The sequence below is a fragment of the Arthrobacter sp. FX8 genome, from assembly GCF_026723805.1.
Lineage (GTDB): Bacteria > Actinomycetota > Actinomycetes > Actinomycetales > Micrococcaceae > Arthrobacter.
Genome location: NZ_CP113505.1, coordinates 1617834 through 1642692 on the forward strand (window position 1 = coordinate 1617834; position 24859 = coordinate 1642692).

Genomic DNA, 24859 nt, shown 5'->3' on the forward strand with positions numbered 1-24859 from the left:
CCTCCCTGTTCACTGCTGTCCGGACTGTTCACTGCTGCCCGGGCCGCAGAGAGTGCTGCCTAGCGCACGTCCTCGTCGACCCAGTCCATGGACTTGGTGACAGCCTTCTTCCAGAGCCGCATCTGGCGGTCCTGTTCGGCCTTGTCCATCTGCGGTTCCCAGCGCTTGTCCTCGGACCAGTTGGCCGAGCACTCGCCCAGGTCCTTCCAGAAGCCAACAGCCAGGCCAGCCGCGTAGGCTGCCCCCAGCGCCGTGGTCTCGATGACCTTGGGCCTGATCACCGGGACGCCGAGGATGTCCGCCTGGAACTGCATCAATGCGTCGTTGGCGACCATGCCGCCGTCGACCTTCAGTTCGGTCAGCGGAACGCCGGAGTCCGCGTTGACGGCGTCAAGCACCTCGCGGGTCTGGAATGCCGTGGCCTCCAGGGCTGCCCGGGCGATATGGTTCTTGTTAACGAACCGGGTCAGGCCCACGATGGCCCCCGCGCGTCGGAGCGCCAGTACGGGGCGAAGAGGCCGGAGAACGCGGGGACGATGTAGACGCCGCCGTTGTCCTTGACGGATGCGGCCAGGGTTTCCACCTCGGGGGCGCTGCTGATCATGCCCAGGTTGTCGCGCAGCCACTGGATCAGCGAGCCGGTCACGGCGATTGAACCTTCCAGGGCGTAGTGCGGCTTGGCATCGCCCAGCTTGTAGCCCACGGTGGTCAGCAGCCCGTTCTTCGAGTGGACAATTTCCTCGCCCGTGTTGAAGATCAGGAAGCAGCCGGTGCCGTAGGTGTTCTTGGCTTCTCCTGCTTCAAAGGCGGCCTGGCCGAATGTGGCGGCCTGCTGGTCGCCCAGGATGCCCGCCACCGGCGTTTCCCGCAGCAGCTGCGAGCTGTGGACGGTGCCGTAAACCTCTGAGGAGGACTTGATCTCCGGCATCATGCTTCGCGGCACGCCAAAGATCCCGAGGATTTCGTCGTCCCACTGCAGGGTTTCGAGGTCCATGAACAGGGTCCGGGAGGCGTTGGTGACATCGGTGACGTGGACACCGCCGTCCACGCCGCCCGTGAGGTTCCAGAGGACCCAGGCGTCGGTGTTGCCGAACACCAGGTCCCCGGCCTCTGCCTTTTCACGGGCGCCGTCAACGTTGTCCAGGATCCATTTGATCTTGGTGCCGGAGAAGTAGGTGGCCAGCGGCAGGCCCACCTTTTGTTTGAAACGGTCCGCGCCGCCGTCCCTGCCCAGTTCGTCGACGATGTCCTGGGTGCGGGTGTCCTGCCACACGATGGCGTTGTACACCGGCTTGCCTGTGGTCTTGTCCCACACGACGGCTGTTTCACGCTGGTTGGTGATGCCGACGGCGGCAATGTCGTGCCGCGTCAGGTTCGCCTTGGAGAGGGCCGAGCCGATGACCTCACGGGTGTTGTTCCAGATTTCCGCGGCGTCGTGTTCCACCCATCCTGCCTGCGGGAAGATCTGCTCATGTTCCATCTGGCCGGAGGAGACTATGGCGCCGCTGTGGTCGAAGATGATGGCGCGGGTGCTGGTGGTGCCCTGGTCAATGGCGATTACGTACTGGTTCATGATGACGTCCTTGTCTTGTTAATGGCTGTGATGAGTACGGGTCAGGAAGCGGCCGTGATGATGATCGGGACAATCCGGGCGACGAGTCCACCCAGGGCGCCGCCCACAAGCGGGCCGACCACAGGAATCCACGAATAGCTCCAGTCGCTGGAGCCCTTGCCCTTGATGGGAAGCACAGCGTGGGCGATGCGCGGTCCCAGGTCACGGGCAGGGTTGATGGCGTAGCCGGTGGGGCCGCCGAGGGAAACACCGATACCGACCACGAGCAGCGCTACTGCCAGCGGGCCGAGCCCTGAGGGGGTACCGCCGAGGGTGAGGATGACGAAGACCAGCACAAAAGTGCCGATGATTTCGGTGATCAGGTTCCATGGGGTGGACCGGATGGCAGGGCCGGTGGAAAAGGTCCCAAGCTTGCTGGCAGGCTCGGGTTCGTCGTCGAAGTGCTGCTTGTAGGCCAGCCAGCAGACCACGGCACCAAGGAATGCACCCACCATCTCGCCACCGAAGTAGGTGAGGGTGGAAGCGAAGTCTACGGTGACTCCCGGCGCATATTCAGCCTTGCCATTGAGCAGCAGGCCGAGCGTGACGGCAGGGTTCAGGTGCGCGCCCGACTTGGCGGCGACGAAGACACCACAGAAGACGGCAATGCCCCATCCCCAAGTGACCATCAGGAAGCCGCCACTGTTGCCTTTTGTCCCCCGCAAAGCCACGTTGGCAACGACGCCGCAACCCAACAGGGTCAGCATGCCCGTGCCAAAGACTTCGGAGAGGAAGACTATTCCTAGAGACATCTTTGACTCCATTTCTTTGTTTAGTTGTCGGTCCTCCGCTGGTGAAGGACCGTGTGGCCGGGACGCTGTAACGCCCCGGCCGGAAACCTGGCCTTAGGCGACCAGGCTGTGCGTTTCCACGCGGTGGAAACGCTGCAGCACGTCCTGTGCGTGCTTGATCTCGGCGGCGCGCGCCGCCGCGTCCCACTGGAGCGGGACGGACAGGACTTCCGCCACTTCGTTGAGGAGTTCACCGGTAACCAGTCCGCGGAAGGCCAGGGAGGTACGCCGGATGAGGACGTCCACCAGGTGCCCCACCTGCTCATTGGCCGCCATGAATTCCAGTTCACGGACGCTCAGTTCACGGGTGGACCGCAGCGCGTGGTCGGGCTCGGCATCGAGGTAGGCGATGACCTCTTCGGCCCGGGTCCCGTAGCGGGTCAGCAGTCCGGCCGTGCGGTCTGCATCCCGGCCGCCGGCCATGTGGGCCTTGATCCATTTCTGCACGCCAGCTTCGTCGGCAGGGAAACCGGCGCCGCCGCCGATGGGGAGCTGCGCCGTGGACACCTTGCGCTGCACGCCGAGTTCACTGAGGACCTCGTTGGTCAGGTGCTCGGCAAGGGCACGGAAGGTGGTCCATTTGCCGCCCACCAGGCTCAGCACGACGGCGCCGCTCCCTCAGGTGCGGACGCGCGGCGTTCGATGCGGTAATCACGTGAGACGAAGCCGGGCTGGGTGGCGTCATGGCTGGGCAGGGGGCGGACACCCGAGAACGTGTACACGATGTCCTCTGGTGTGACGTCGACCGAGGGGAAGACGTGGTTGATCAGTTCAAAGAAGTACTGGATCTCCTCGTCGGTGCAGACGGCGTCCTCCGACATGTCCGCGTCAACGTCCGTAGTGCCCACGAGAACCCGGTCGCCCATGGGGTAGATGAGGACGATCCGGCCGTCGGTGTGCTCGAAGAAGATTTCCCGGCCGCGGCAGGCGGCGAGGAGGCCCGGGTGGTCCAGCACGATGTGGGACCCCTTGGTGCCTCCCATGAACGAGGATGCCGCACCCATTGCCTGGTTGGTGTGGTCCACCCAGGCCCCGGTGGTGTTGACGATGATGTCCGCCGTGAAGTCGAATTCCTCACCGGTCAGTTCGTCGCGAAGGCGGACAGTGCTTCCCCTGCCGGTTCCCGGATTGGGGGTTGCAGACATGGATTGGAGTGACAGGTAATTGCTGGCGCGGGCCGTATCACTCTGTGCGCTGGTGCCCCTCGCGTTACCGGCGCGTCCGGCCTTTTCGCCGTCCTGCAGGACGTCCAGGGTCAGCCGCTCCGGGTTGTGGACGGACGCGTCGAAGTAGGTGGCCGTGTATTTGACGTCGGGCCGCAGGGCGGGCAGTTCCCCGAGGGCTGCCTTGTGGGTCCTGAACTGGTGCCGCGGTACCGTCCCGCCGTTCCTGGAGAACGAATCGTAGAGACTAAGCCCCACCTTGATGAGGAACGCTCCACGCTCCTTGGGCTTTCCCTGCTGCTTGTGGGTCAGGAAGCGCAGCGGTGCCGAGAGGATGCCGGAGAAGGTGCTGAAGATGGGGATGGTTGTCTGCAGCGGCTTGACATAGTGCGGCGCAATCCTGAGCAGGCGGTTGCGTTCCACCACGGACTCCCGGACCAGGCGGAACTCGCCGTTCTCGAGGTAGCGGATTCCGCCATGGATCATGTGCGAGGACGCACCGCTGGCGCCCTGGCAGTAATCTCCGCGTTCCACGAGCGCGACATCGACGCCCTGGAGTGCCAGATCACGGAAGGTGCCCACTCCGTTGATGCCACCGCCAACAACCAGCACCTTCGCGTGCGGACGTTGCCGCAGGCTGTGGACGGACGCGCGCCCGGCCCCCGGCCGGGGCACTGAAACAGAGGAGGGTTGAACAGTTGAATCCTTGGGTCCCAAAACGACTCCCTTGGGGCTTTGTGTGATGCGGACGCACTGGATAGCGCCGCCGTTCTGCTCTATTGTTCGGAGAAATGGAAAATGGAGTCAAGGACTATGCACGAACGTGCAGAATGGAAGTGAGATGGCACTTTCACGGGACGCAGATGCCCTCCGAGCTGCACAAATGTACTACTTGCAGGACCTCACCATGGACGCGATTGCGCGTGAACTGCGCACGTCACGGTCCACGGTTTCCCGCCTTTTGTCGTCCGCACGGGATTCGGGCCTGGTGCAGATCCAAATCCGCAACCCTTTGGACACCGGACCCGAACTGGAAGGGATCATCCGCCGCCGGTACAACCTTGATGTCCACGTGGTTCCCATCCTTGGCACGCTCAACGAAGCCGAAACCCTCGACCGCGTGGCCATGCAGGCGGCGCGCACCATCGGGCCCCTGGTGGATTCCAACGCCATTATCGGCGTGGCCTGGGGATCAACGCTCAGTGCAGTCAGCCGGCACCTCACCAGGAAAATCACGCATGACAGCGTGATAGTCCAGCTCAACGGCGCCGGAAACATGCACACCACGGGCATTACCTATGCCAGCGACATCATGCGCAGGTTCGGCAGCGCGTACGGAGCCCGGGTGGAGCAGTTCCCGGTTCCGGCCTTCTTCGACCACGCCGCCACCAAGACGGCAATGTGGAATGAACGCAGCGTGCAGCGCGTGCTGGAGCTGCAGGCAAAGATGAGCATCGCCATCTTCGGTGTGGGTTCCGTGCACGCCGACTATCCCAGCCACGTCTACGCGGGCGGGTACCTCGATGAGGACGACCTGAACGCCCTTGCCAACTCGGACGTGGTGGGTGACGTCGCCACGGTCTTCTTCCGCGCCGACGGGTCCTCCGACGGGATCGTCCTGAACGAAAGGTCCACCGGTCCGGCGCTTGCCCAGCTGCGGCAGGTGCGCCGCAGGATCTGCGTGGTGTCGGGGGTTTCCAAGATCAACGGCCTGCGCGGCGCCCTGGCAGCGAGGCTGGCCACCGACCTGATCCTGGACGAAGCCACCGCACGCCGCCTGGTCGATTACGAGGGACTGACCAGCTGAAGTGGGTAGAGTCGTTGCCATGAGAACCTCACCCCGGCTCAGCCTGAACAACGGCGTGCTGATAGACCAGCTCGGCTTTGGGCTGTACAAGGTGCCGGCAGCAGAGGCGGAAGGGCTCGTGGCCACCGCGCTCGCCGCCGGCTACCGCCACTTCGATACCGCCGCCATGTACGGGAACGAAACCGGTGTGGCCCGCGGCATCAGTTCCCAGTTGGGCGACGGGACAGGCAGCGGCGGCTCCGGGGAACTGTCGCCGTCCCTGAGCCGGGAGGACGTCTTCATCACCACGAAAGTGTGGAACGACCACCACGGCTACGACGCCACGCTGCGGGCTTTCGACGACTCCATGGTCAACCTGGGACTGGACTACGTGGACATGTACCTCATCCATTGGCCCTGCCCACGCCGTGGCCTGTTCCCGGAAACCTACCGGGCCCTGGAAACGCTGTACCGCGAAGGCAGGGTCCGTGCCATTGGCGTCAGCAACTTCCAGCCGGCACACCTTGACCGCCTGCTCCAAAGTGCCGAGGTGGTTCCCGCCGTCAACCAGATCGAACTGCACCCGTGGCTGCAGCAGGAGGAACTGCGCAGCAAGCACGCCGGCCTGGGCATCCGGACAGAAGCGTGGAGCCCGCTGGGCCGCGGCCAGGTCCTGGCCGATCCGGTGATCCAGGCCTGCGCCGCCGAGCACGGCCGGACGCCTGCGCAGGTGATCCTTCGCTGGCACATGCAGCTGGGGAACATCGCCATTCCCAAGGCCAGTTCCGAAGCGCGGATCCGGGAGAACCTTAACGTCTTCAATTTCGAACTCTCCGAACGCGACCTGGCGGCCATCAACGCGCTGGACCGCGGGCAGCGGACGGGCTCGCACCCGGACAACGTCAACTAGGCCCGCGCATGGACACCGTAAATCCGGGAACCTCCCCTGCGCCTGCGTACCTGAGCGCGGGGCTTTCCGCCCGCACCTCCGCCTCCACCGTGACCATCGACGGCGGCACGGTGGCCTTCTGGACCTATGCGCCCCTGCAGGAAACGCCGGAGACCCGCACCATCCTGGTGGTCCATGGGTTCCGCGGCGACCACCACGGGCTCCTGCGCGTCGCGGACAAACTGCCGGAGATGCGCATCATCATGCCGGACCTGCCCGGCTTCGGCAGCTCCGATGCCTTTGCCCGGGACCCGCACTCGGTGGAGCGCTACGGGCAGTTCATCAGTGACTTTATGGCGTCCCAGGGACTGGGGCCGGAAACCGTGCTGCTGGGACATTCATTCGGCTCCATCCTTGCTGCGTACTTCGTGGCCAACAACCCGGAGGCCGTGCGTCCCCTGATCCTCATCAACCCCATCGCTGCTCCGGCGCTGGAAGGACCCAAGGGCGTGATGACGCGGCTGGCAGTCCTGTATTACCGGCTGGCGGCACGGCTCCCCCGCGGGCCGGGCCTGGCCCTGCTGCGCAACCGGCTGATTGTGCGGGTCATGAGCGAGGCCATGGCCAAGACCCGCGACCGGGAGCTGAGGGCTTTCATCCACGGCCAGCACCACGCCTACTTCAGTTCCTTCGCGGACCGGGACAGCCTGCTGGAGTCGTTCACGGCCTCCGTCAGCAACCACGTGGCGGAGGTGGCCGGACAACTGGAACTTCCCGTGCTGCTCATCGCGGGTGAAAAGGATGAAATCGCCACCCTTCCCAGCCAGCACCGCCTCCTGTCACTGCTTCCGGACGGGGAACTGAAGGTGATTCCCGGCGTCGGACACCTGATTCACTACGAAACGCCGGAGCCGGCCGCCCGACACATCCGCAGCTTCCTGAAGGACCACCCCGCGTGAAGATCGTCATTGATGCACGTTTCACCCGTACCGACCATCACGACGGCATCAGCCGCTACGGAGCCAGCCTGATCGCTGCCACGGCAAAAATCGCGGATGTCTCCATGCTGGTTTCCGACGTCCGGCAGCTGGCCCTCCTGCCGGACGTGCCGTACACGCTCATCAGCAGTCCGCTGTCGCCGCTGGAGCTGTTCGTTGCCCGGAAGGTCAATGCCACCGGGGCTGACGTGGTGGTGTGCCCCATGCAGACCATGGGTACCTGGGGCCGGAAGTACGGGCTGATCCTCACGCTGCACGACCTCATCTACTATGAGTACCCCGCTCCCCCGGGCTTCCTGCCGGCCCCCGTCCGGCTGCTCTGGCGCCTCTACCACAAAGCGTTCTGGCCGCAGCGGCTGCTCCTCAACCGGGCCGACACCGTGGCCACCATCAGCAGGACCACGGAGGCGCTGATGGCCAAGTACCGGCTGACGCGCCGGCCCGTCCGCATCATCGCTAACGCTCCCCAACCGGCGCAGGAACCCCGCCAGCCTGGCGACGGCGCGGACAAGACCATCATTTACATGGGTTCGTTCATGCCCTACAAGAACGTGGAAACCATGGTGGCCGGCATGGCCGGACTGCCCAAATACACGCTGCACCTGCTGAGCCGGATCACGCCGGAGCGGCGGGCGGAACTGGAAAGCCTCATCCCGCCGGGCGCCTCCGTGGTGTTCCACAACGGCGTGACGGACGCAGAGTATGACGGCCTGCTGCGCCGGGCGACGGCGCTGGTGAGCCTGTCCCGGGCCGAGGGATACGGCCTTCCCCTGGTCGAGGCCATGGCCGTGGGTACCCCGGTGATCGCCAGCGACATTCCCATCTTCCGGGAAGTCGGCGCGGACGCCGCCACCTACGTGGACCCGGAGTCACCCGGGCAGTTCGCGGACGCGGTTGCGCAGCTGCAGGACGACGCGCACTGGCAGGACATGTCGCGCCGCTCCCGGGCCCGGGCGCGGGAGTTCAGCTGGGATGAATCGGCCCGCCAACTGGTGGAAGCGGCACACGAGGTCGTTGCGAAAAGGCGCCGCTGAGGACGTCCCCAAGGCACCATTGCCCTGGCCGTCACAGGACGTCCCCAGCCTAGAGGACGTCAACACCGTCCAGGCGCAGCTGCACAGGGTCCGTGGCCCGTTTGGCGGCCACGGCTGCGCGGGTCACCCGCAGGACACGGACGACGGCGGCGGCCTGGCCATAGGGGAAGAACAGCAGGGTCCGGACGTCCTCGGCCGAGCGCCGGCCGGAAGGCGGTGCGGTGAGCACCAGCGGCGCCGGACCGGCGGTGCGGATAGTTATCCCCGCGCCGGCGAGGTCCGCTTCCACGGCACCTGTGTAGTGTTCGACGGCGGCGCGCGGCCCGGTGACCGAGGCGATGCGCACCGCTGGGGGAAGCTGCAGTTCCACGCGCAGGGACAGTTCCCGCTGGGCATAGCCGGCCGGGTCCCAGCGCAGCAGCGCGCCGGTGGCTGCTGCGTCCGTGGCGGTGACCACCACCAGCCCGCCGTCCGGGGCGGGACGGACGAGGGCAGCGGCGTTGAACCAGCGGCGTACCGTGTCTTCGCCCGCCCGGAGAGTCTCCCGGCGCAGCAGGGAATCGCCGTCCAGCAGCAGGGCGGCGGCATACCCGGCCTCCGCCACCGGTTCGGCCCCCACGGTCGCCACCACCAGCGACTTTCCCGCCCCCACCGTGGCTTTCACTTGGTCGCCGGACGACGTGATGACCGTTGTGCCGGGAAATGCCCGGCCAAGCTCCTCGGCTGTACGGAGGACTCCGGTGGAACCTTTCCGCAGCCGCCGGGCGCCGCAGTGGGAGCACTTCCAGTCCGGCGCCGGCGTGGAACACCAGCGGCATTGGGGAAGCGCGGAGGTGCCGGCCAGCGCAAGGGGCCCCTGGCAGTTCCCGCAGCGGGCCGGCTCCCGGCAGGTTTCACACACCAGTGACGGCGCGTACCCTGCCCTGGCAACCTGGACCAGGACAGGGCCACGCTCAAGACCTTCCTTGGCGGCCTGCCAGGCAGCGTGCGGCAGGCGCGCGATGGTGGCCAGTGGGTCCCGCCCCTGCTCGAAGCTGTCTGCCGTGCTGACCACGCGGGGAACCGTCCTGCGGACGGTGGCACGCTCGGTGTCAACCGGGACGGCCCAGCCGGCTTCCACCAGACGCTGGACCTCGGTGCTGCGCGCGTGCCCGGCAAGGAGGCAGGCCGTACCCTCCTGCTCGGCGCGAAGGAGCAGGACCTCCCGTGCGTGGGCGTACGGTGCGCGCTGCTCGATATGGAGGTCGTCGCCGTCGTCCCAGCACGCCACGAGCCCCAGGTCCTGCACCGGGGCGAAGGCGGCCGAGCGTGTACCGATGGCGATGGTGGCCTTGCCCGCGAGCAGGCGCAGGAAGTTCCGGTACCGGGGCGTGGGCCCGTCGTCGGCGGTCAGCCTGGCTACGGCAGCGTCCGGCACCAGGTCATTGAGTGCCTGCTCCAGGCGATCCAGGTCCCGGTAGTCAGGCACCACCAGCAGGGCGCCCCTTCCGGAGGAATACGCTGCAGCGGCGGCCTGGGCAAGCATGGCCGGCCAACCGGCAGTCCCGTAGCCCTGCAGCGGATTGGCGGCGGCCCGCGGAGATCCACCGGCGGCCAGGTGCCGCAGGAAAGCGGCACCTGTGCGGAGTGTGCCCCAGGCTGAAGATCCGGCGCTGCCCTGGACGTCCTGCACGGCTTCGGCGTCGGGGATGTCCAACGAGTCCGGAAAGTCCTTTTCCAGCCTGGCAACCCGGGGTGGAACGGCTAGGCGCAGGACATCGCTGACCGTCCCCGCATACCGTGCAGCGACCGCCGTGGCAAGCTCCCGGACGGCCGGCGTAAGGACCTGGACCGGGGACACAACTTTTGCCAGGGGTACAAGGGTGTGTCCGGCGTCGGACTGTGCCACGCGTTCCAGGACGAATCCACTGAGGTCCTGGCCGTTGAACTTGACCTTGACCCGGACCCCAGGCTGGGCTGCCTGGTCAAGCGCGGCCGGGACGGCATAGTCGAATGGGCGGTCCAGGTGAGGCAGCGAGGACTCAATGAGCACCCGCGCCACCGGAAGCTGCTCCGCCACGGTGACGCCGCCTTGCACGGGACGTGCAGGAAAGCCCTGGAGCAGGGACGGCTGGACGGAACTGCCAGCAACCATGGCGGTCACCTCCGTTCAGCTGACGGGTTGGACAGGATCAGCCAAGCACCGGGCACTGACATTGGACGTCCGGCAGCCGGCGGAAGCCGGCTAGGCGTTGAAGAATGCCTTCAGGTCGTCCACCCGGTCCAGGCGCTCCCAGGTGAAGTCGGGCTCATCCCGGCCGAAGTGCCCGTGGGCGGCGGTCTTGGCGTAGATGGGGCGCTTCAGATCCAGGGCATCGATGATGGCGCGCGGACGGAGGTCGAAGATTTCCGCGATTGCTGCGCTGATCCGGGCCGGATCCACCGTCTCGGTGCCGAACGTCTCCACGTAGGTTCCCACCGGCCGGGCCTGGCCGATGGCGTACGCGATCTGGATCTCCGCGCGCTTGGCCAGTCCAGCGGCCACCACGTTCTTGGCAACCCAGCGCATGGCGTACGCGGCGGAGCGGTCCACCTTGGACGGGTCCTTCCCCGAGAAGGCGCCGCCGCCGTGGCGGGCCATACCGCCGTAGGTGTCCACAATGATCTTGCGGCCGGTGAGGCCGGCGTCGCCCACCGGGCCGCCGATGACGAACTCGCCGGCAGGATTGAGGATATTTGCCGTCCGTGAGATGTCCAGGTTGGCGCCCGCGAGGACGGGTTCAATGACGATGGCGGCAAGGTCGGCGCGCAACTGCTCCAGGCTTGCCCCCTCCGCGTGCTGGCTCGAAATCACCACGGTTTCCACGGAAACGGGCACGTCTTTGTCGTAGCCGACCGTCACCTGGGTCTTGCCGTCGGGGCGAAGATACGGCAGCTGGCCGGTCTTGCGGACTTCGGTGAGCCGCTCGGACAGCCGGTGGGCCAGCCAGATGGGCGTGGGCATGTAGGAAGGGGTTTCATCGCTGGCGTAGCCGAACATCAGGCCCTGGTCGCCGGCACCCTGGAGGTCATAGTCGTCCTCCTGGCGGCCTTCGCGTGCCTCGAGGGAGTTGAACACGCCGCCGGCGATGTCGTTGGACTGCTGGCCGATGGAGACGGACACGCCGCAGCGGGCGCCGTCGAAGCCGTTGGCTGAGGAGTCGTAGCCGATGCCCAGGATGGTCTCGCGGACGATCTGCGGGATTTCGACGTACGCGTCGGTGGTGACTTCGCCTGCCACGTGCACCAGGCCCGTGGTGGCCATCGTTTCCACGGCCACGCGGGATTCGGGGTCCGCGGCCAGCAGCGCGTCCAGGATGGCGTCACTGATCTGGTCGCAGATCTTGTCCGGATGGCCTTCGGTGACCGATTCGGACGTGAAAAGCCGGAGCGCGGAGGGCGTGGCCCCATGGGTGTGGGGAAGGTGCAGCGGTAAAGTCACTCAACTACCTTACTGGTTGGTGGTGGCACTCCCGTCAGGGAGAAGTCGGTAGATGTCCCCGTGCTAAGCAAAGGTGGCCGGAAACACTTCAGGCGAGGGGCGAAACAGGTTCAAGTGGCCGAAACACGGTTCAGTTCAAAGCTGATGCGGCGGACGATGGCTTCCGAAACCTCTGTCTTGGTTCCCGAAGCTTCCTGTGGTTCGGAGCCGGAGCGCGACAGGATGACCACCGAGTTGGAGTCGTGGCCAAAGACCTTGTCCGCTCCTACGTGGTTCACCACCAGCAGGTCGCAGCCTTTCCGCTGGAGCTTTGCTTCCGCATATGCCAGGACGTCGCCCTGGCTGTCCCCGGTTTCGGCGGCGAATCCGACGATGAGCTGCCCGGCCTCGCCGGCACCCGCGTTGCGCTGCTCCACGAGCTCCTGCAGGATGTCCGGGTTGCGGACCAGGGTGATGACGGGATCGGCGGTGTCGTCCCGTTTCTTGATCTTGGTGTCCGAGACTTCCGCCGGGCGGAAATCGGCCACGGCCGCGGACATGATGACGACGTCGGACACGGCGGCGGCTTCCAGTGCGGCTTCCCGAAGTTGCAGGGCGGTCTCCACGCGGACCACCTCCACGCCGGCGGGCGGCGGAACGTCCATGTGGGCTGCCAGCAGGCGCACGGTAGCCCCGGCGTTCCGCGCTGCGACCGCAAGGGCCACTCCCTGCTTGCCGGATGACCGGTTGCCAAGGAAGCGAACGGGGTCCAGCGGTTCGCGGGTGCCGCCGGCGCTGATGGTGACGGTGCGGCCGGCAAGGGGCAACTGGTAATCACTGCGTCCCTGGACCAGGGCCATGGCTGCGTCGAAGATCACCTGGGGTTCCGGAAGCCTGCCGGGACCTGAGTCTGCCCCGGTCAACCTGCCGGAGGCGGGTTCCAGGACGGCCGCGCCCCGGCCGCGGAGCGTCTCAACGTTGGCCCGGGTGGCCGGATGCTGCCACATTTCCGTGTGCATCGCGGGGGCGAACAGCACCGGGCCGTGGGCCATCAGCAGGGTGTTGGTGAGCAGGTCCCCGGCCTGGCCGGTGGCAGCCTTCGCCAGGAGGTCCGCTGTGGCAGGTGCCACCACCACGAGGTCCGCCTCATGGCCAAGGCGGACGTGGTTCACCAGGTGCACGTCATCAAAGACACTGTTGCTGACCGGGTTTCCGGACAGCGCCTCCCAGGTGGCGGTACCGATGAAGCGGGTGGACGCCTCCGTGGGAATCACCGTGACGTCATGGCCGGCTTCAGTAAAAAGCCGGAGGAGCGATACCACCTTGTAGGCGGCGATCCCTCCCCCGACTCCGAGGACTATGCGCACGTGACCTCCGTCAACAGCAAGTCAGTTCAGCGGCAGGATTACTCTGCGGCTTCGATCGGCGTGGAAACCAGCTTGCCTTCGTTGATTTCGCGCAGTGCGATCGACAGCGACTTTTCGTTCAGCTTGGTGTCGACCAGGGGTCCGACATACTCGAAGAGGCCCTCGTGCAGCTGGGCGTAGTAGGCGTTGATCTGACGAGCACGCTTGGCACCGAAGATCACCAGGCCGTACTTGGAGTCGGCTGCCTCAAGCAGCGAGTCGATCGGCGGGTTGATGATGCCTTCAAGGTTCGTGGACACGAATTCTCCAAATTCCTAGCGGGCTGACGGTTCCGGCAGGTGTGGATGCGGTGTCAGCCCCATGAGTGAAACTAGCTCGTCCGCTGCCCGGCGGACGTCGTCGTTGATGACGGTGTGGTCGAACTCCGGTTCAGCAGCAAGTTCCAGTTTAGCGGTTTCCAGGCGTCGCTGCTGTTCTTCCGGTGTTTCGGTGCCCCGGCCCACCAGCCGGCGGACCATCTCGTCCCAGGTGGGCGGGGCCAGGAAGACGAACTGGGCGTCCGGGACGGCTGCCTTGACCTGGCGCGCACCCTGCAGGTCGATCTCCAGCAGCACGGAGCGGCCCTCCGCGATGGCCTGGTTCACAGTGCTCTTCAGGGTGCCGTAGGTGTTTTGTCCATGGACGACGGCCCATTCCAGGAGTTCACCTTCGGCGATGAGCCGCTCGAACTCATCCTTGGTCTTGAAGAAGTAGTGGACGCCGTCAACTTCCCCGGGCCGGGGCGCCCGGGTGGTGGCTGAAACGGAAAGCCACACTTCGGGGTAGTTGTCACGGATGTAGGTGGACACGGTGCCTTTGCCAACAGCCGTCGGACCTGCGAGGACTGTCAGTCCAGGTTTCTTGCTCACGTATTCCTTTTGCCGCAGTTGGGGGAAAGACAGGCGCCGCCTGCCTCAATGCTCGTCAATAAAATCTACCAGCGCCCGGCGCTGGTGGACGCCCAGGCCCCGGACCCTGCGGGACGCCGCGATGCCCAGCTGCTGCATGATGGCGGCGGCCCGCACCTTCCCGATGCCGGGAAGGGCCTCAAGCAGTTCCGAGACCTTCATCCTGGCCAGTGCGTCGTCTTCCAGGGCGGAGCTGATAATGTCCGCCGCGGACCTGTCGCCGTTCCGAAGGCTTTCCTTGGCGGCCGCACGGGTGGCCCTGGCTGCCGCTGCCTTGCCCAGGGCGTCGGCCCGTTCAGATGCGGATAAAGGTCGCAGGACCATCACGGACACCCCCGGATTCGGCGGATTTCATCCAAGGGCGGCCGCCCTTGGACCTGTCCTGAAACTACCCTTTGGTGCAGCCCGAATCAATGCATCCGGGCAATTGCAGCCTATTGTCCCCGCAGCCCGTCCAGCGTCCGCAGGGCCGCCTCCCGCAGGCCACCCAGGTGCGGGCCTGCCGAAAGGATGTCGCGGCTGGAGGTTCCCAGGACCAGCGGGTAGGCGTCGCCGAAGGTGGAGCGGAGGTCGGCCGGCGTTGCCCCCTGCGCCCCCAGGCCGGGGGCGAGGATGGGCCCGCGGACGGCAGCGAGGTCGAGTTCAAGGTCTTTCAGGGCACTGCCAACGGTGGCGCCAACCACCAGGCCCACGGAACCCAGGCTGCCCCCGTACCGGGCATTTTCGGCCGCTGCGGCGGCCGTGATCCTGCGGGCCACCGAGTCCTTACCGCCAACATGCTGGACGGAAGCGCCTTCAGGGTTGGACGTCAGCGCCAGCACGAAGACACCGCGCCCGGTTTCGGCCGCGAGGTCCAGCGCGGGGCGCAGCGACTCGAAGCCGAGGTAGGGGCTCAGCGTGACGGAGTCCGCCGCCAGCGGGGACCCGTCCCGGAGCCAGGCGTCGGCATAGGCGGCCATGGTGGACCCGATGTCGCCGCGCTTGGCGTCGGCGATGCTCAGGACGGACTCGTCCCGGGCGGTGGCCAGGACTTCCTCCAGGACCGCCATACCGGCCGATCCGTGCCGTTCGTAGAGCGCCACCTGGGGCTTTACCGCGGCAGCGAGCGAAGCCACCGCCTCCAGGACGGTGAGGGAAAAACGCCTCAGCCCGGCGGCGTCGTCGTCCAGTCCCCAGCTCTTCAGCAGTGCCGGATGCGGGTCGATGCCCACGCAGAGCGGGCCGCGGGCGGCCATGGCCGCGCCGAGCCGGGAGCCGAAGGACTCCCGGCCGGCGGCGGATACCGGCCTGCTGCCTGGTACCTGCTCAGGCATGCTGCAGCGCAGCCTTCTGTGATTCCGCAAGCGCGGCGGCGTGCTCCTGCAGGCTGGTGACGGACCACTCGTAGGTGCGCAGGGCTTCGATGGCCTGGACCGCGGCGTTGAACTCGGCCACCGTGGTGATGCACGGAATGCCGATGGACGTCGCCGCTGCGCGCAGTTCGTAGCCGTCGCTGCGGGCTTCGCCGCCGGAGGGGGTGTTGAAGACCATGTCGATCTCGCCGGCCACAATGAGGTCCGCGATGGTGCCTTCACCCTCGGCGCTGCTGCCCTCGGCGACCTTGCGGACCGGGGTGGCCTGGATGCCGTTGCGGCGCAGCACGTCGGCGGTGCCGCCGGTAGAGACGATCTCGAAGCCGAGGTCCGAGAGCCGCTTGACGCCCATGATCACCGAGCGCTTGTCCCGGTTGGCTACGGAGACAAACACCTTGCCCTCGGTGGGCAGCGCGTTGTTGGCGGCCGCCTGGCTCTTGGCGAAGGCGGTGTCGAAATGCTTGTCGATTCCCATGACCTCGCCGGTGGAACGCATCTCGGGACCGAGCAGGGAGTCCACCACCTTGCCTTCAAGGGTCCGGAACCGGCTGAACGGCAGGACGGCTTCCTTGACGGCGACGGGGGCGTCCAGTGGCAGGGTGGAGCCGTCACCGGTTTCGGGCAGCATCTTGTAGGCGCTGCGGAGCTGGTTGATGGTCACGCCGGTGCCGATGAGGGCCGCGGCCTTGGCCATCTGGACGCCGGTGGCCTTGGACACGAACGGCACGGTCCGGGACGCGCGGGGGTTGGCTTCCAGGACGTACAGGACGTCCGAGGCCAGCGCGAACTGGATGTTGATCAGGCCGCGGACGCCCACGCCTTCAGCGATGGCGCGGGTGGCGGTGCGGACGCGTTCGACGACGTTGCTCCCCAGGGTGATCGGCGGCAGGACGCAGGCGGAGTCGCCGGAGTGGATGCCGGCTTCCTCGATGTGTTCCATGATGCCGCCCAGGTACATGTCGGTGCCGTCGTAGAGGGCGTCGACGTCGATTTCGACGGCGTCCTCAAGGAACCGGTCAATCAGCACGGGGTGGTCCGGGGTGATTTCGGTGGCGTTGGCGATGTAGCGGGAGAGGTTGGGCTCGTCATAGACGATTTCCATGCCGCGGCCGCCCAGCACGTAGGACGGACGGACCAGGACGGGGTAGCCGATCTCGTCCGCGATCTTCTTGGCGTCCTCGAAGGAGACGGCGGTGCCGTTCTTGGGCGATACCAGGCCGGCCTTGTCCAGCACCCGGGAGAAGGCGCCGCGGTGCTCGGCGAGGTCGATGGCCTCCGGGGACGTTCCCAGGATGGGGACACCTGCGTCGGCCAGCTGCTGGGCCAGCTTCAGCGGGGTCTGGCCCCCGAGCTGGACGAACACGCCCATGACGCCGCCGGTGCGTTCCTCGGCCGCGATGACCTCCAGCACGTCCTCGAGCGTCAGCGGCTCGAAGTACAGGCGGGTGGAGACGTCGTAGTCGGTGGAGACGGTTTCCGGGTTGCAGTTGACCATGACGGTCTCGTAGCCGGCCTTGCGCAGCGCCATGGAGGCGTGGACGCAGGAGTAGTCGAACTCGATGCCCTGGCCGATGCGGTTGGGCCCTGAGCCGAGGATCAGGATGGACGGCTTGGAGTGCAGCGCAACCTCGTCCTCCTCGTCATATGCCGAGTAGTGGTACGGCGTGTAGGCGGCGAATTCTGCGGCGCAGGTGTCCACGGTCTTGTAGACGGGACGGATGCCCAGCGCCTGGCGTACGCCGCGGACCACGGCCTCGGGGTTGTGCGTCAGGGCGCCGATCTGTTCGTCGGAGAAACCGTGGCGCTTGGCGCGCTTGAGCATGTCGGCGGTCAGGGCGCCGGCCTGGCGGATTTCGCGGGAGATTTCGTTGAGCAGCTCCAGCTGGTCAAGGAACCACGGGTCGATCTTGGTGGCTTCGAAGAGCTGTTCCACGGTGGCGCCGCCCAGGAGGGCGCGCTGGACCTGGTGCAGGCGCTCGGTGGTGGGGCGCTTGGCCTTCTCGATGAGCTCCGGCACTTCCCATTCCGGGACGGAGCTGAAGTCCAGCTGCGAGCCCTTCTGTTCCAGGGAGCGCAGGGCCTTCTGCAGGGCTTCGGTGAAGTTCCGGCCCATGGCCATGGCCTCGCCCACCGACTTCATGGTGGTGGTGAGGGTGTTGTCCGCTGCCGGGAACTTTTCGAAGGCGAACCGCGGGACCTTGACCACCACGTAGTCCAGGGTGGGTTCGAAGGACGCGGGGGTCTTCTGCGTGATGTCGTTGGGGATCTCGTCCAGGGTGTAGCCGAGCGAGAGCTTGGTGGCGATCTTGGCAATGGCGAAGCCGGTGGCCTTGGATGCCAGTGCCGAGGAGCGGGAAACGCGGGGGTTCATCTCGATGACCACCACGCGGCCGGTCTTGGGATCGATGGCGAACTGGATGTTGCAGCCGCCGGTGTCCACGCCCACCTCGCGGATGACGGCGATGGCGACGTCGCGCAGCTTCTGGTATTCGCGGTCGGTGAGGGTCAGCGCCGGTGCCACGGTGATGGAGTCGCCGGTGTGCACGCCTACGGGGTCGAAGTTCTCGATGGAGCAGACGACAACCACGTTGTCGTTCTTGTCCCGCATCATTTCGAGCTCGTATTCCTTCCAGCCCAGGATGCTCTCTTCGAGCAGCACCTCGCTGGTGGGGCTGTACTGCAGGCCCTGTCCGACGATGCGGCGCAGGTCCTGTTCGTTGTAGGCCAGGCCGGAACCCAGACCGCCCATGGTGAAGGACGGGCGCACCACCATGGGGTAGCCCAAATCTTCGGCCGCCGTGAGGGCCTCATTCATGCTGTGGATGATGTGGCTGCGGGCGGATTCCGCGCCACAGCGCTCCACCACGCCCTTGAACTTTTCACGGTCCTCGCCCAGCTCGATCGCGGCGATGTTGGCGCCGATCAGCTCGACGTTGTACTTCTCCAGTACGCCGTTCTTGTCCAGGGCGATGGCGGTGTTCAGCGCGGTCTGCCCGCCCAGGGTGGGCAGGACGGCGTCCGGACGTTCCTTGGCGATGATCTTCTCCACCACCTCGGGGGTGATGGGCTCAACGTAGGTGGCGTCGGCGAACTCGGGGTCGGTCATGATGGTGGCCGGGTTGGAGTTCACGAGGATGACGCGCAGGCCTTCCTCCTTGAGGACACGCAGTGCCTGCGTGCCGGAGTAGTCGAATTCGGCGGCCTGGCCGATGACGATCGGGCCGGAACCAATGACGAGGACGCTCTTGAGATCTGTACGTTTCGGCATTACTTCTTGTCCTCAGTCTTGTTGTCGTTTTTGTGGTCAGCGCCTGCGGGTGGGCCGCGTCCACGGGGTCCTTGGACGCGTTGGCGTTCCGGCCGTCCCGTGTGCCTTCCATGAGCTCGATGAAGCGGTCGAACAGGTAGGCGGCATCGTGCGGTCCTGCCGCGGCTTCCGGGTGGTACTGCACGGAGAACGCCGGGATGTCCAGGCAGGCGAGGCCTTCCACGACGTCGTCGTTCAGGCTGATGTGGCTCACTTCCACCCGCCCGTAGCGTGCCTCCGGGGCCTGCGTGGCGCCGTCGAGGGGGCGTCCACGGCAAAGCCGTGGTTCTGGGAGGTGATCTCCACCTTGCCGGTGCGCCGGTCCATCACGGGCTGGTTGATGCCGCGGTGGCCGTAGCGGAGCTTGTAGGTGCCAAAGCCCAGGGCGCGGCCCAGGATCTGGTTGCCGAAGCAGATGCCGAAGTAGGGCAGCTTTTCGTCCAGGACCGAGCGGAGCAGCTTGACCTGGGCGTCGGCGGTGGCGGGGTCGCCGGGGCCGTTGGACATGAAGAAGCCGTCCGGGTTGACGGCCTTGACGTCCTCAAGGGTGGCGGTGGCGGGAAGCACGTGGACTCGGACGCCGCGCTCGGCGAACCGGACCGGGGTCATGGCCTTGATGCCCAGGTCGATTGCAGCGATGGTGAGGCGGGGTTCGCCGTCCCAGCCGTGGTCCTTTGGCTCCACGACGTAGGCTTCGTCCACGCTGACTTCCTCGGCCAGGCGCGAGCCCTCCATGGGGGCGCTGGCCAGGACAGCGTCGAGCAGTTCCTTGTCCGTGGCCTTGGCTGCCTCGCCGGAGAAGATGCCGGCGCGCATGGTCTTGTGCTCACGCAGGTGCCGGGTGATGGCGCGGGTGTCCACGCCCTGGATGCCCACGATGCCCTGGGACACCAGCTCTTCGTCCAGCGACCGTTCGGAGCGCCAGTTGGAGGGCCGGCGCGCGGCGTCGCGCACAATGTAGCCGGCCACCCAGATGCGCCGGGACTCGGCGTCGTCGTCATTCACGCCGGTGTTGCCGATGTGCGGGGCCGTCTGGACCACCAGCTGGCGGGCGTAGGAGGGATCGGTGATGGTTTCCTGGTATCCGGTCATCCCGGTGGCGAAGACGGCTTCGCCCAGGGCGGTGCCGGTGGCGCCGTAGCTGGTGCCGCGGAAGATGCGCCCGTCTTCGAGTACCAGCGCAGCTGGCGCTGCCGGAGCGGAGGTGGTTGCTGTCAATGTATTCGCTTTCACTGTCTTACTTTCCACTGGTGGCACCAGCCGCTGGGGCTGACGAAATCAAATCCTGCAGGGCCTGGTAGAGCACGTCCTTGTCCGCGGCGCGGCGGGTCCGGAAGCCGGTGTCCAGCTGGTGGGCACCGTGCGTCCATGCCAGCACCAGCAGGCCGTGCTTCTCCACGAACTTCCCCGCCATGCCGCTGTCCTGCCGGACATCGGAGAGGGAGGCTGCGGGGATGTACAGCGCAGGCGCACCCGACCGCTCATAGAGCACGCCGTGCGGGTACACCGCGAGGGTGGCATTGGTGCGGATCCCCAGCCCATGCACGGCAATGCGGTCCAGCCAGTCGCCGGCCGTGGTCGTGGCCACGTACTGCCCTTCGGCAGTTGCGGTGGGCTCACCGGGCACGGCGGGCACCTGGGGCAGTTGTTCGACGTCGGACTGGCGCTTGAGGCGGTTGCGCCAGCCGACGGCGAGGAGGACGAACACGACGGCGACCACCGCCAGCATGGCAAGTCCGGGAAGGATTTTGTCCATCAGGCAGCGCCCGCCGGGGTTGCGGCGGAGTCCGGGTGCGGGGTGTTGAGTTTGCCGTCAAGGACGGTGGGGTGCCCCCTGAAGAAGGTGGCCACCACCTTGCCGGGGAGTTCCCTGCCCTTGAACGGCGAGTTGCGGCCCATGGTGGCCATCTGGAAGGGGTCCACCGTCCAGCGCGCCGCCGGATCCACCAGGATGAGGTTGGCGGGTTCCCCGGCTTCGATGGGCCGGCCCTGGTCGCTCAGCCGGCCAATCGTCGCGGCCGCCGTGGACGTGACCCGGCCGAAGTCCGCCCAGGTCATCAGGCCGGTTTCAATCATGGCGTGCTGGACCACGGACAGGGCGGTTTCCAGCCCGGTCATGCCCATGGCTGCCTGCGCCCATTCGCATTCCTTGTGCTCACTGGGGTGCGGCGCGTGGTCGGTACCCACAACGTCGATCGTCCCGTCTGCCAGCCCGGCGCGCAATGCCTGGACGTCGGCGTCGGTGCGCAGCGGCGGGTTGACCTTGAACACGGGGTCGTAGCTGCGCACCAGGTCATCGGTCAGCAGCAGGTGGTGCGGGGTGACCTCGGCCGTGACGTCGATGCCGCGTTCCTTGGCCCAGCGGATGATTTCCACCGAGCCGGCCGTGGACACGTGGCACACATGCAGGCGGGAGCCGACGTGCTGGGCCAGCAGGACGTCGCGGGCAATGATGCTTTCTTCCGCCACCGCGGGCCAACCGGTGAGGCCCAGGACCGCGGAGACGTCGCCCTCGTTCATCTGTGCCCCGGCTGTAAGTCGGGGTTCCTGTGCGTGCTGGGCCACGACGCCGTCGAACGCCTTGACGTATTCCAGGGCGCGGCGCATCAGCACGGGGTCGTGGACGCAGATGCCGTCATCGGAGAACATCCGCACCCGGGCGCGGGAATCGGCCATGGCGCCCAGCTCGGCCAGTTGCTCCCCTGCCAGTCCAACGGTGACGGCGCCAACGGGGCGCACGTCCACCCAGCCGGCCGCGCGGCCCAGAGTGTAGACCTGCTCCACCACGCCTGCGGTGTCCGCGACGGGGGTGCTGTTGGCCATGGCGTGCACAGCTGTGTAGCCGCCCAGGGCCGCAGCCCGTGTTCCGGTCTCCACGGTCTCGGCGTCCTCGCGGCCGGGTTCGCGGAGGTGCGTGTGCACATCGACCATGCCCGGCAGGGCCACCAGGCCTGCAGCGTCGATGACAGTGGCCCCGTCAGCGTCAAGGCCGGTGCCGATCTCGGCGATGATGCCGTCACGGACCAGCAGGTCCGCGGGGTCGCCGCCCAGGATGGCGGCGCCTTGGATGAGGTAGGTTCCGGTGTTGCCTGCCATCAGTTGCTCTCCTTGGGGGACGGGGCCGCGGCGGCATAGGCCGGTGCCCGGTGGGCGGCTGGTTCCCGGGTATCCCCGGAGAGCAGCAGGTACAGTGCGGCCATCCGCACGGACACACCGTTGCGGACCTGAGCCAGGACGGTGGAACGGGGTGAGTCCGCTGCGGCGGCGCTGATTTCCAGGCCCCTGTTCATTGGCCCCGGGTGCATGATGATGGTGTCCGTCATGCCCAGGTCGTCAAGGGCGCGGAGGCGGTTGTCGTCGAAACCCCACCGGCGCGAGTATTCGCGGGTGCTGGGGAAGAACGAGGCGTTCATGCGTTCGCCCTGGACACGGAGCATCATCATGGCGTCGACACCGTTGGCCAGGGTCTGGTCCAGGTCGTAGCTGACGCTGCAGGGCCATTTGTCGACGCCGACCGGCAGGAGGGTGGGCGGCGCCACCAGCGTGACTTCGGCCCCGAGGGTCCGGAGCAGCCAGACGTTGGACCGGGCCACACGGGAATGCAGGACGTCGCCGGCGATGGCGACCCGCATGCCCTTCAGGTCAGTCCCATCGGAACGCGTGCCGGCCAGGCGGGCCCAGTGCCGGCGCATGGTGAAGGCGTCAAGCAGTGCCTGGGTGGGGTGTTCGTGGGTGCCGTCGCCGGCGTTGATGACTGCGGCGTCGATCCAGTCGGTTGCGGCCAGCCGGTGCGGCGCGCCGGAGGCCCAGTGCCGGATGACGACGGCGTCGGCGCCCATGGCGGACAGGGTCTGGGCGGTGTCCTTGAGGGATTCGCCCTTGGACACCGATGATCCCTTGGCGGCAAAGTTGATGACGTCAGCGGACAACCGCTTGGCGGCGGCTTCGAAGGAGATGCGGGTCCGCGTGGAGTCCTCGAAGAAGAGGTTGACCACGGTGCGTCCGCGCAGCGCGGGAAGCTTCTTGACTTCCCGCTCCCCCACGGCAGACATTTCCTCCGCGGTGTCAAGGATGCGGATGGCGTTCGAAAGGCTGAGGTCCTCGGTGGACAGGAGGTGTTTCATGCGCCGCCTTCGATCACGACTTCGTTGACCGGGGTTCCGGCGTCGGACGTGTCCGTTTCTTCGAGCCGGACCCGGACCTTCTCGGCGGAGGACGTGGGCAGGTTCTTGCCAACGTGGTCAGCCCGGATGGGAAGTTCGCGGTGGCCCCTGTCGATCAGGACCGCAAGCCGGACGATCCGGGGGCGGCCGAGATCGACCAGCGCATCCAGGGCGGCGCGGATGGTCCGGCCGGAGTACAGGACGTCGTCGATGAGCACCACTACTTTGTTGTCGATGCCTGTCCGGGGCAGCCTGGTGGGGTACGGCGGCCGTGTCCCCTGGTGGGAGAGGTCGTCGCGGAACATGGTGACGTCGAGCTGGCCAACAATGGCGGCGGCGTCAACGGTGGCGTCCGCGGCGGCGATTTTTCCGCCAGCCGGACAGCCAGCGGGTAGCCGCGGCGGGGAATGCCCAACAGGACCAGGTCCTGGGATCCCTTGTTGGCTTCGAGGATCTCATGGGCGATACGAGTAAGTGCCCGGTCAATGTCCGCCTGGCTGAGGACAACCCTGGCTGGAACCGGTGCGCTGGTGACGGAAGTCAACGCTCGTCTCCCCTTTCCCCGCCTCACAGGACGGAATTAAAAAGGAATGTTTGCTGTTCAAAATTACCACACGGTCCCTGCCCGGCCGGTCCCCGGGTGACGCGGTACTGGTCACACCCGAACGGCGCGGGAGGCCCGGTCCTTTGTGGTGTGGTGGCCCCCGCTTAGGCTTTCGGATATGCCGATGTATCCGCAGCAGCCTTCCTCCGGCCTCCCCGACGACCCCTACCGCAGGCCCACCGGCCCCCTGCCCCGGCAGGCCAATCCCAGCTGGATGGGACAGGTGCAGCCCGAATACTACCGCGCCGCCCCCGGACACCAGGGCCACCCGCTGGCTGCAGTGGTGCCGCCGCAGGCGCAGGAAGCCGCGCTGCGGGCATCGCGGACCCGCAGCGGGCTGGCGGGCCTGACGGTTGCGGGCGGCGTGCTTGCTTTCCTGAGCCTGTTCCTGGTGGTGCCGTTCCTGCTGTCCAACACCGGCGCCGCCGGTTTCCTAATTGGTTTCCTGGCATCGCTGGTCCCGCTGTCGGTGGTCCTGGCTGCGGTCCACATCATCGACAGGTGGGAACCGGAACCCAAGCGGCTGTTGTTCTTTGCCTTCACGTGGGGTGCGGCGGTGTCCGTTGCCGTGACCCTGCTCATCCAGCCGTTCTTCGTGATCGCCTTCCAGTTCACCGACGAACCCGACCTGCAGACCTACATGGCCACCGTCCAGGCCCCCATCGTCGAGGAGTTCGCCAAGTCCCTTGGCCTGCTCATCCTCCTCCTCGCGGCGCGCCGGCAATTCGACGGTCCCGTGGACGGGGTGGTGTTTGCGTTCACCATCGCCGGCGGCTTCGCCTTCACCGAAAACATCCTCTACTTCGGCAGGGCCATCGCGGAATCGGCATCCCCGGCCAGCGACTTCGCCCAGGTGTTCTTCCTCCGCGGTGTCATGTCCCCCTTCGCCCATGCGATTTTCACCGGCACCACAGGCCTGGTCATGGGATTCGCTGCCAGGCGCTGGCACACGGGCGCCTCGATCGGCGCCTTCTTCGTGGGACTGCTGCCGGCCATGTTCCTGCACAACAGGTGGAACAGCATGGGCGGCGGCTTCCTGCTGGACTACATCATGGTCCAGGTACCGATCTTCGTGCTGGCAGTGGGCGGCATCATCTTCCTGCGGGTGGCCGAAAACCGCCTTACCCGGCAGCGGCTGATGGAGTATTCCGCTGCGGGATGGTTCACGCCCGCGGAAGTCCAGCTGCTGGCCACCCGCGGCGGCAGGCGCATGGTCCTGGCATGGGCTGCGGGTTCGGGCAGGAAGCGGCAGATGAAGCAGTTCGTGAAGGCGGCCACCCAGCTTGCCAACACCCGCCAGCGGATCCTGAGCGGACGCGATGTTCCGCTGCACCAGGCCGAGGAAAGGCAGCAGCTCCAGCGGATCGTGTCCCTGAGGGCGGCAGTGGCCGGATGATGTGAACCGCT

17 protein-coding genes and 4 pseudogenes are annotated in these 24859 nt (G+C 66.7%); 5 read left to right on the forward strand and 16 right to left on the reverse strand.

Translation table 11 applies throughout. The annotated features are described in order from the left end of the window. Positions 1-59: 59 nt before the first annotated feature. From glpK to OUO20_RS07330, 3 genes and pseudogenes are all read right to left on the reverse strand, one after another. Positions 60-1573 (reverse strand): annotated as a pseudogene (gene glpK, locus OUO20_RS07320) (glycerol kinase GlpK). Between the two features lie 41 nt (positions 1574-1614). Next, positions 1615-2364 (reverse strand): MIP/aquaporin family protein, encoded by a 750-nt coding sequence (locus tag OUO20_RS07325; protein ID WP_026265770.1) that lies wholly within the window; start codon positions 2362-2364, stop codon positions 1615-1617. A 93-nt stretch (positions 2365-2457) separates the two neighbouring features. Beyond that, a pseudogene (locus tag OUO20_RS07330) lies at positions 2458-4241 on the reverse strand (glycerol-3-phosphate dehydrogenase/oxidase). A gap of 166 nt (positions 4242-4407) precedes the next feature. On the opposite strand from OUO20_RS07330, the gene OUO20_RS07335 reads away from it, so the two are divergent. Genes OUO20_RS07335 through OUO20_RS07350 form a run of 4 tightly spaced genes read left to right on the forward strand, consistent with a single transcriptional unit; the run spans position 4408 to position 8273 of the window. Continuing rightward, complete coding sequence (locus tag OUO20_RS07335) at positions 4408-5373, forward strand: sugar-binding transcriptional regulator (protein ID WP_018769294.1); 966 nt, start codon at positions 4408-4410, stop codon at positions 5371-5373. Positions 5374-5392: 19 nt separating this feature from the next. Continuing rightward, positions 5393-6262: an aldo/keto reductase gene (locus OUO20_RS07340; protein WP_268003165.1), complete on the forward strand. Its 870-nt coding sequence runs from the start codon at positions 5393-5395 to the stop codon at positions 6260-6262. An 8-nt stretch (positions 6263-6270) separates the two neighbouring features. Then, positions 6271-7200, forward strand: coding sequence for an alpha/beta fold hydrolase (locus tag OUO20_RS07345; RefSeq protein WP_018769296.1), 930 nt, complete (start codon positions 6271-6273; stop codon positions 7198-7200). After that, a complete protein-coding gene (locus OUO20_RS07350; protein WP_268003166.1) occupies positions 7197-8273 on the forward strand; it encodes a glycosyltransferase family 4 protein in 1077 nt (358 codons plus the stop codon). The genes OUO20_RS07345 and OUO20_RS07350 overlap by 4 nt, the downstream gene beginning before the upstream one ends. Positions 8274-8322: 49 nt before the next feature. On the opposite strand, the gene OUO20_RS07355 is transcribed toward OUO20_RS07350, so the two are convergent. From OUO20_RS07355 to pyrR, 13 genes and pseudogenes are all read right to left on the reverse strand, one after another. Continuing rightward, the gene (locus OUO20_RS07355; protein WP_268003167.1) at positions 8323-10407 is read right to left on the reverse strand and encodes a primosomal protein N'; all 2085 of its coding nucleotides are present in this window, start codon (positions 10405-10407) and stop codon (positions 8323-8325) included. A 90-nt stretch (positions 10408-10497) separates the two neighbouring features. Beyond that, on the reverse strand, positions 10498-11733 hold the full coding sequence (gene metK / locus OUO20_RS07360) for a methionine adenosyltransferase (RefSeq protein ID WP_144599764.1): 1236 nt from the start codon (positions 11731-11733) through the stop codon (positions 10498-10500). Positions 11734-11843: 110 nt separating this feature from the next. Next, entirely contained in the window at positions 11844-13079 is a 1236-nt protein-coding gene (gene coaBC, locus OUO20_RS07365) for a bifunctional phosphopantothenoylcysteine decarboxylase/phosphopantothenate--cysteine ligase CoaBC (RefSeq protein WP_268003168.1), read from the reverse strand. A 38-nt stretch (positions 13080-13117) separates the two neighbouring features. Further along, the gene (gene rpoZ, locus OUO20_RS07370; protein WP_003800778.1) at positions 13118-13378 is read right to left on the reverse strand and encodes a DNA-directed RNA polymerase subunit omega; all 261 of its coding nucleotides are present in this window, start codon (positions 13376-13378) and stop codon (positions 13118-13120) included. Between the two features lie 15 nt (positions 13379-13393). Then, positions 13394-13987 carry a guanylate kinase gene (gene gmk / locus OUO20_RS07375; RefSeq protein WP_018769302.1) on the reverse strand — a complete coding sequence of 198 codons (594 nt, stop codon included), beginning with the start codon at positions 13985-13987 and terminating at the stop codon, positions 13394-13396. Positions 13988-14032: 45 nt separating this feature from the next. Further along, positions 14033-14350, reverse strand: a complete 318-nt coding sequence (mihF, locus tag OUO20_RS07380; RefSeq protein WP_026265771.1) for an integration host factor, actinobacterial type — start codon at positions 14348-14350, stop codon at positions 14033-14035. Between the two features lie 110 nt (positions 14351-14460). Next, complete coding sequence (pyrF, locus tag OUO20_RS07385) at positions 14461-15339, reverse strand: orotidine-5'-phosphate decarboxylase (RefSeq protein WP_018769304.1); 879 nt, start codon at positions 15337-15339, stop codon at positions 14461-14463. Further along, a complete protein-coding gene (gene carB / locus OUO20_RS07390) occupies positions 15332-18646 on the reverse strand; it encodes a carbamoyl-phosphate synthase large subunit (protein WP_018769305.1) in 3315 nt (1104 codons plus the stop codon). The genes pyrF and carB overlap by 8 nt, the downstream gene beginning before the upstream one ends. Then, positions 18646-19942: pseudogene (gene carA / locus OUO20_RS07395) on the reverse strand (glutamine-hydrolyzing carbamoyl-phosphate synthase small subunit). Before carA ends, carB begins: the two are co-directional and overlap by 1 nt. Beyond that, positions 19923-20441: a PH-like domain-containing protein gene (locus OUO20_RS07400; RefSeq protein ID WP_268003169.1), complete on the reverse strand. Its 519-nt coding sequence runs from the start codon at positions 20439-20441 to the stop codon at positions 19923-19925. The pseudogene carA and the gene OUO20_RS07400 overlap by 20 nt, the downstream one beginning before the upstream one ends. Beyond that, positions 20441-21781 (reverse strand): dihydroorotase, encoded by a 1341-nt coding sequence (locus tag OUO20_RS07405; RefSeq protein WP_268003170.1) that lies wholly within the window; start codon positions 21779-21781, stop codon positions 20441-20443. The genes OUO20_RS07400 and OUO20_RS07405 overlap by 1 nt, the downstream gene beginning before the upstream one ends. Further along, positions 21781-22809: an aspartate carbamoyltransferase catalytic subunit gene (locus OUO20_RS07410; RefSeq protein WP_018769309.1), complete on the reverse strand. Its 1029-nt coding sequence runs from the start codon at positions 22807-22809 to the stop codon at positions 21781-21783. Before OUO20_RS07410 ends, OUO20_RS07405 begins: the two co-directional genes overlap by 1 nt. Next, positions 22806-23392, reverse strand: a pseudogene (gene pyrR / locus OUO20_RS07415) (bifunctional pyr operon transcriptional regulator/uracil phosphoribosyltransferase PyrR). Before pyrR ends, OUO20_RS07410 begins: the two are co-directional and overlap by 4 nt. A gap of 184 nt (positions 23393-23576) precedes the next feature. Between pyrR and OUO20_RS07420 the strand changes: the two are divergent. Continuing rightward, positions 23577-24848 carry a PrsW family intramembrane metalloprotease gene (locus OUO20_RS07420; protein ID WP_018769311.1) on the forward strand — a complete coding sequence of 424 codons (1272 nt, stop codon included), beginning with the start codon at positions 23577-23579 and terminating at the stop codon, positions 24846-24848. The last annotated feature ends 11 nt before the right edge of the window (positions 24849-24859 follow it).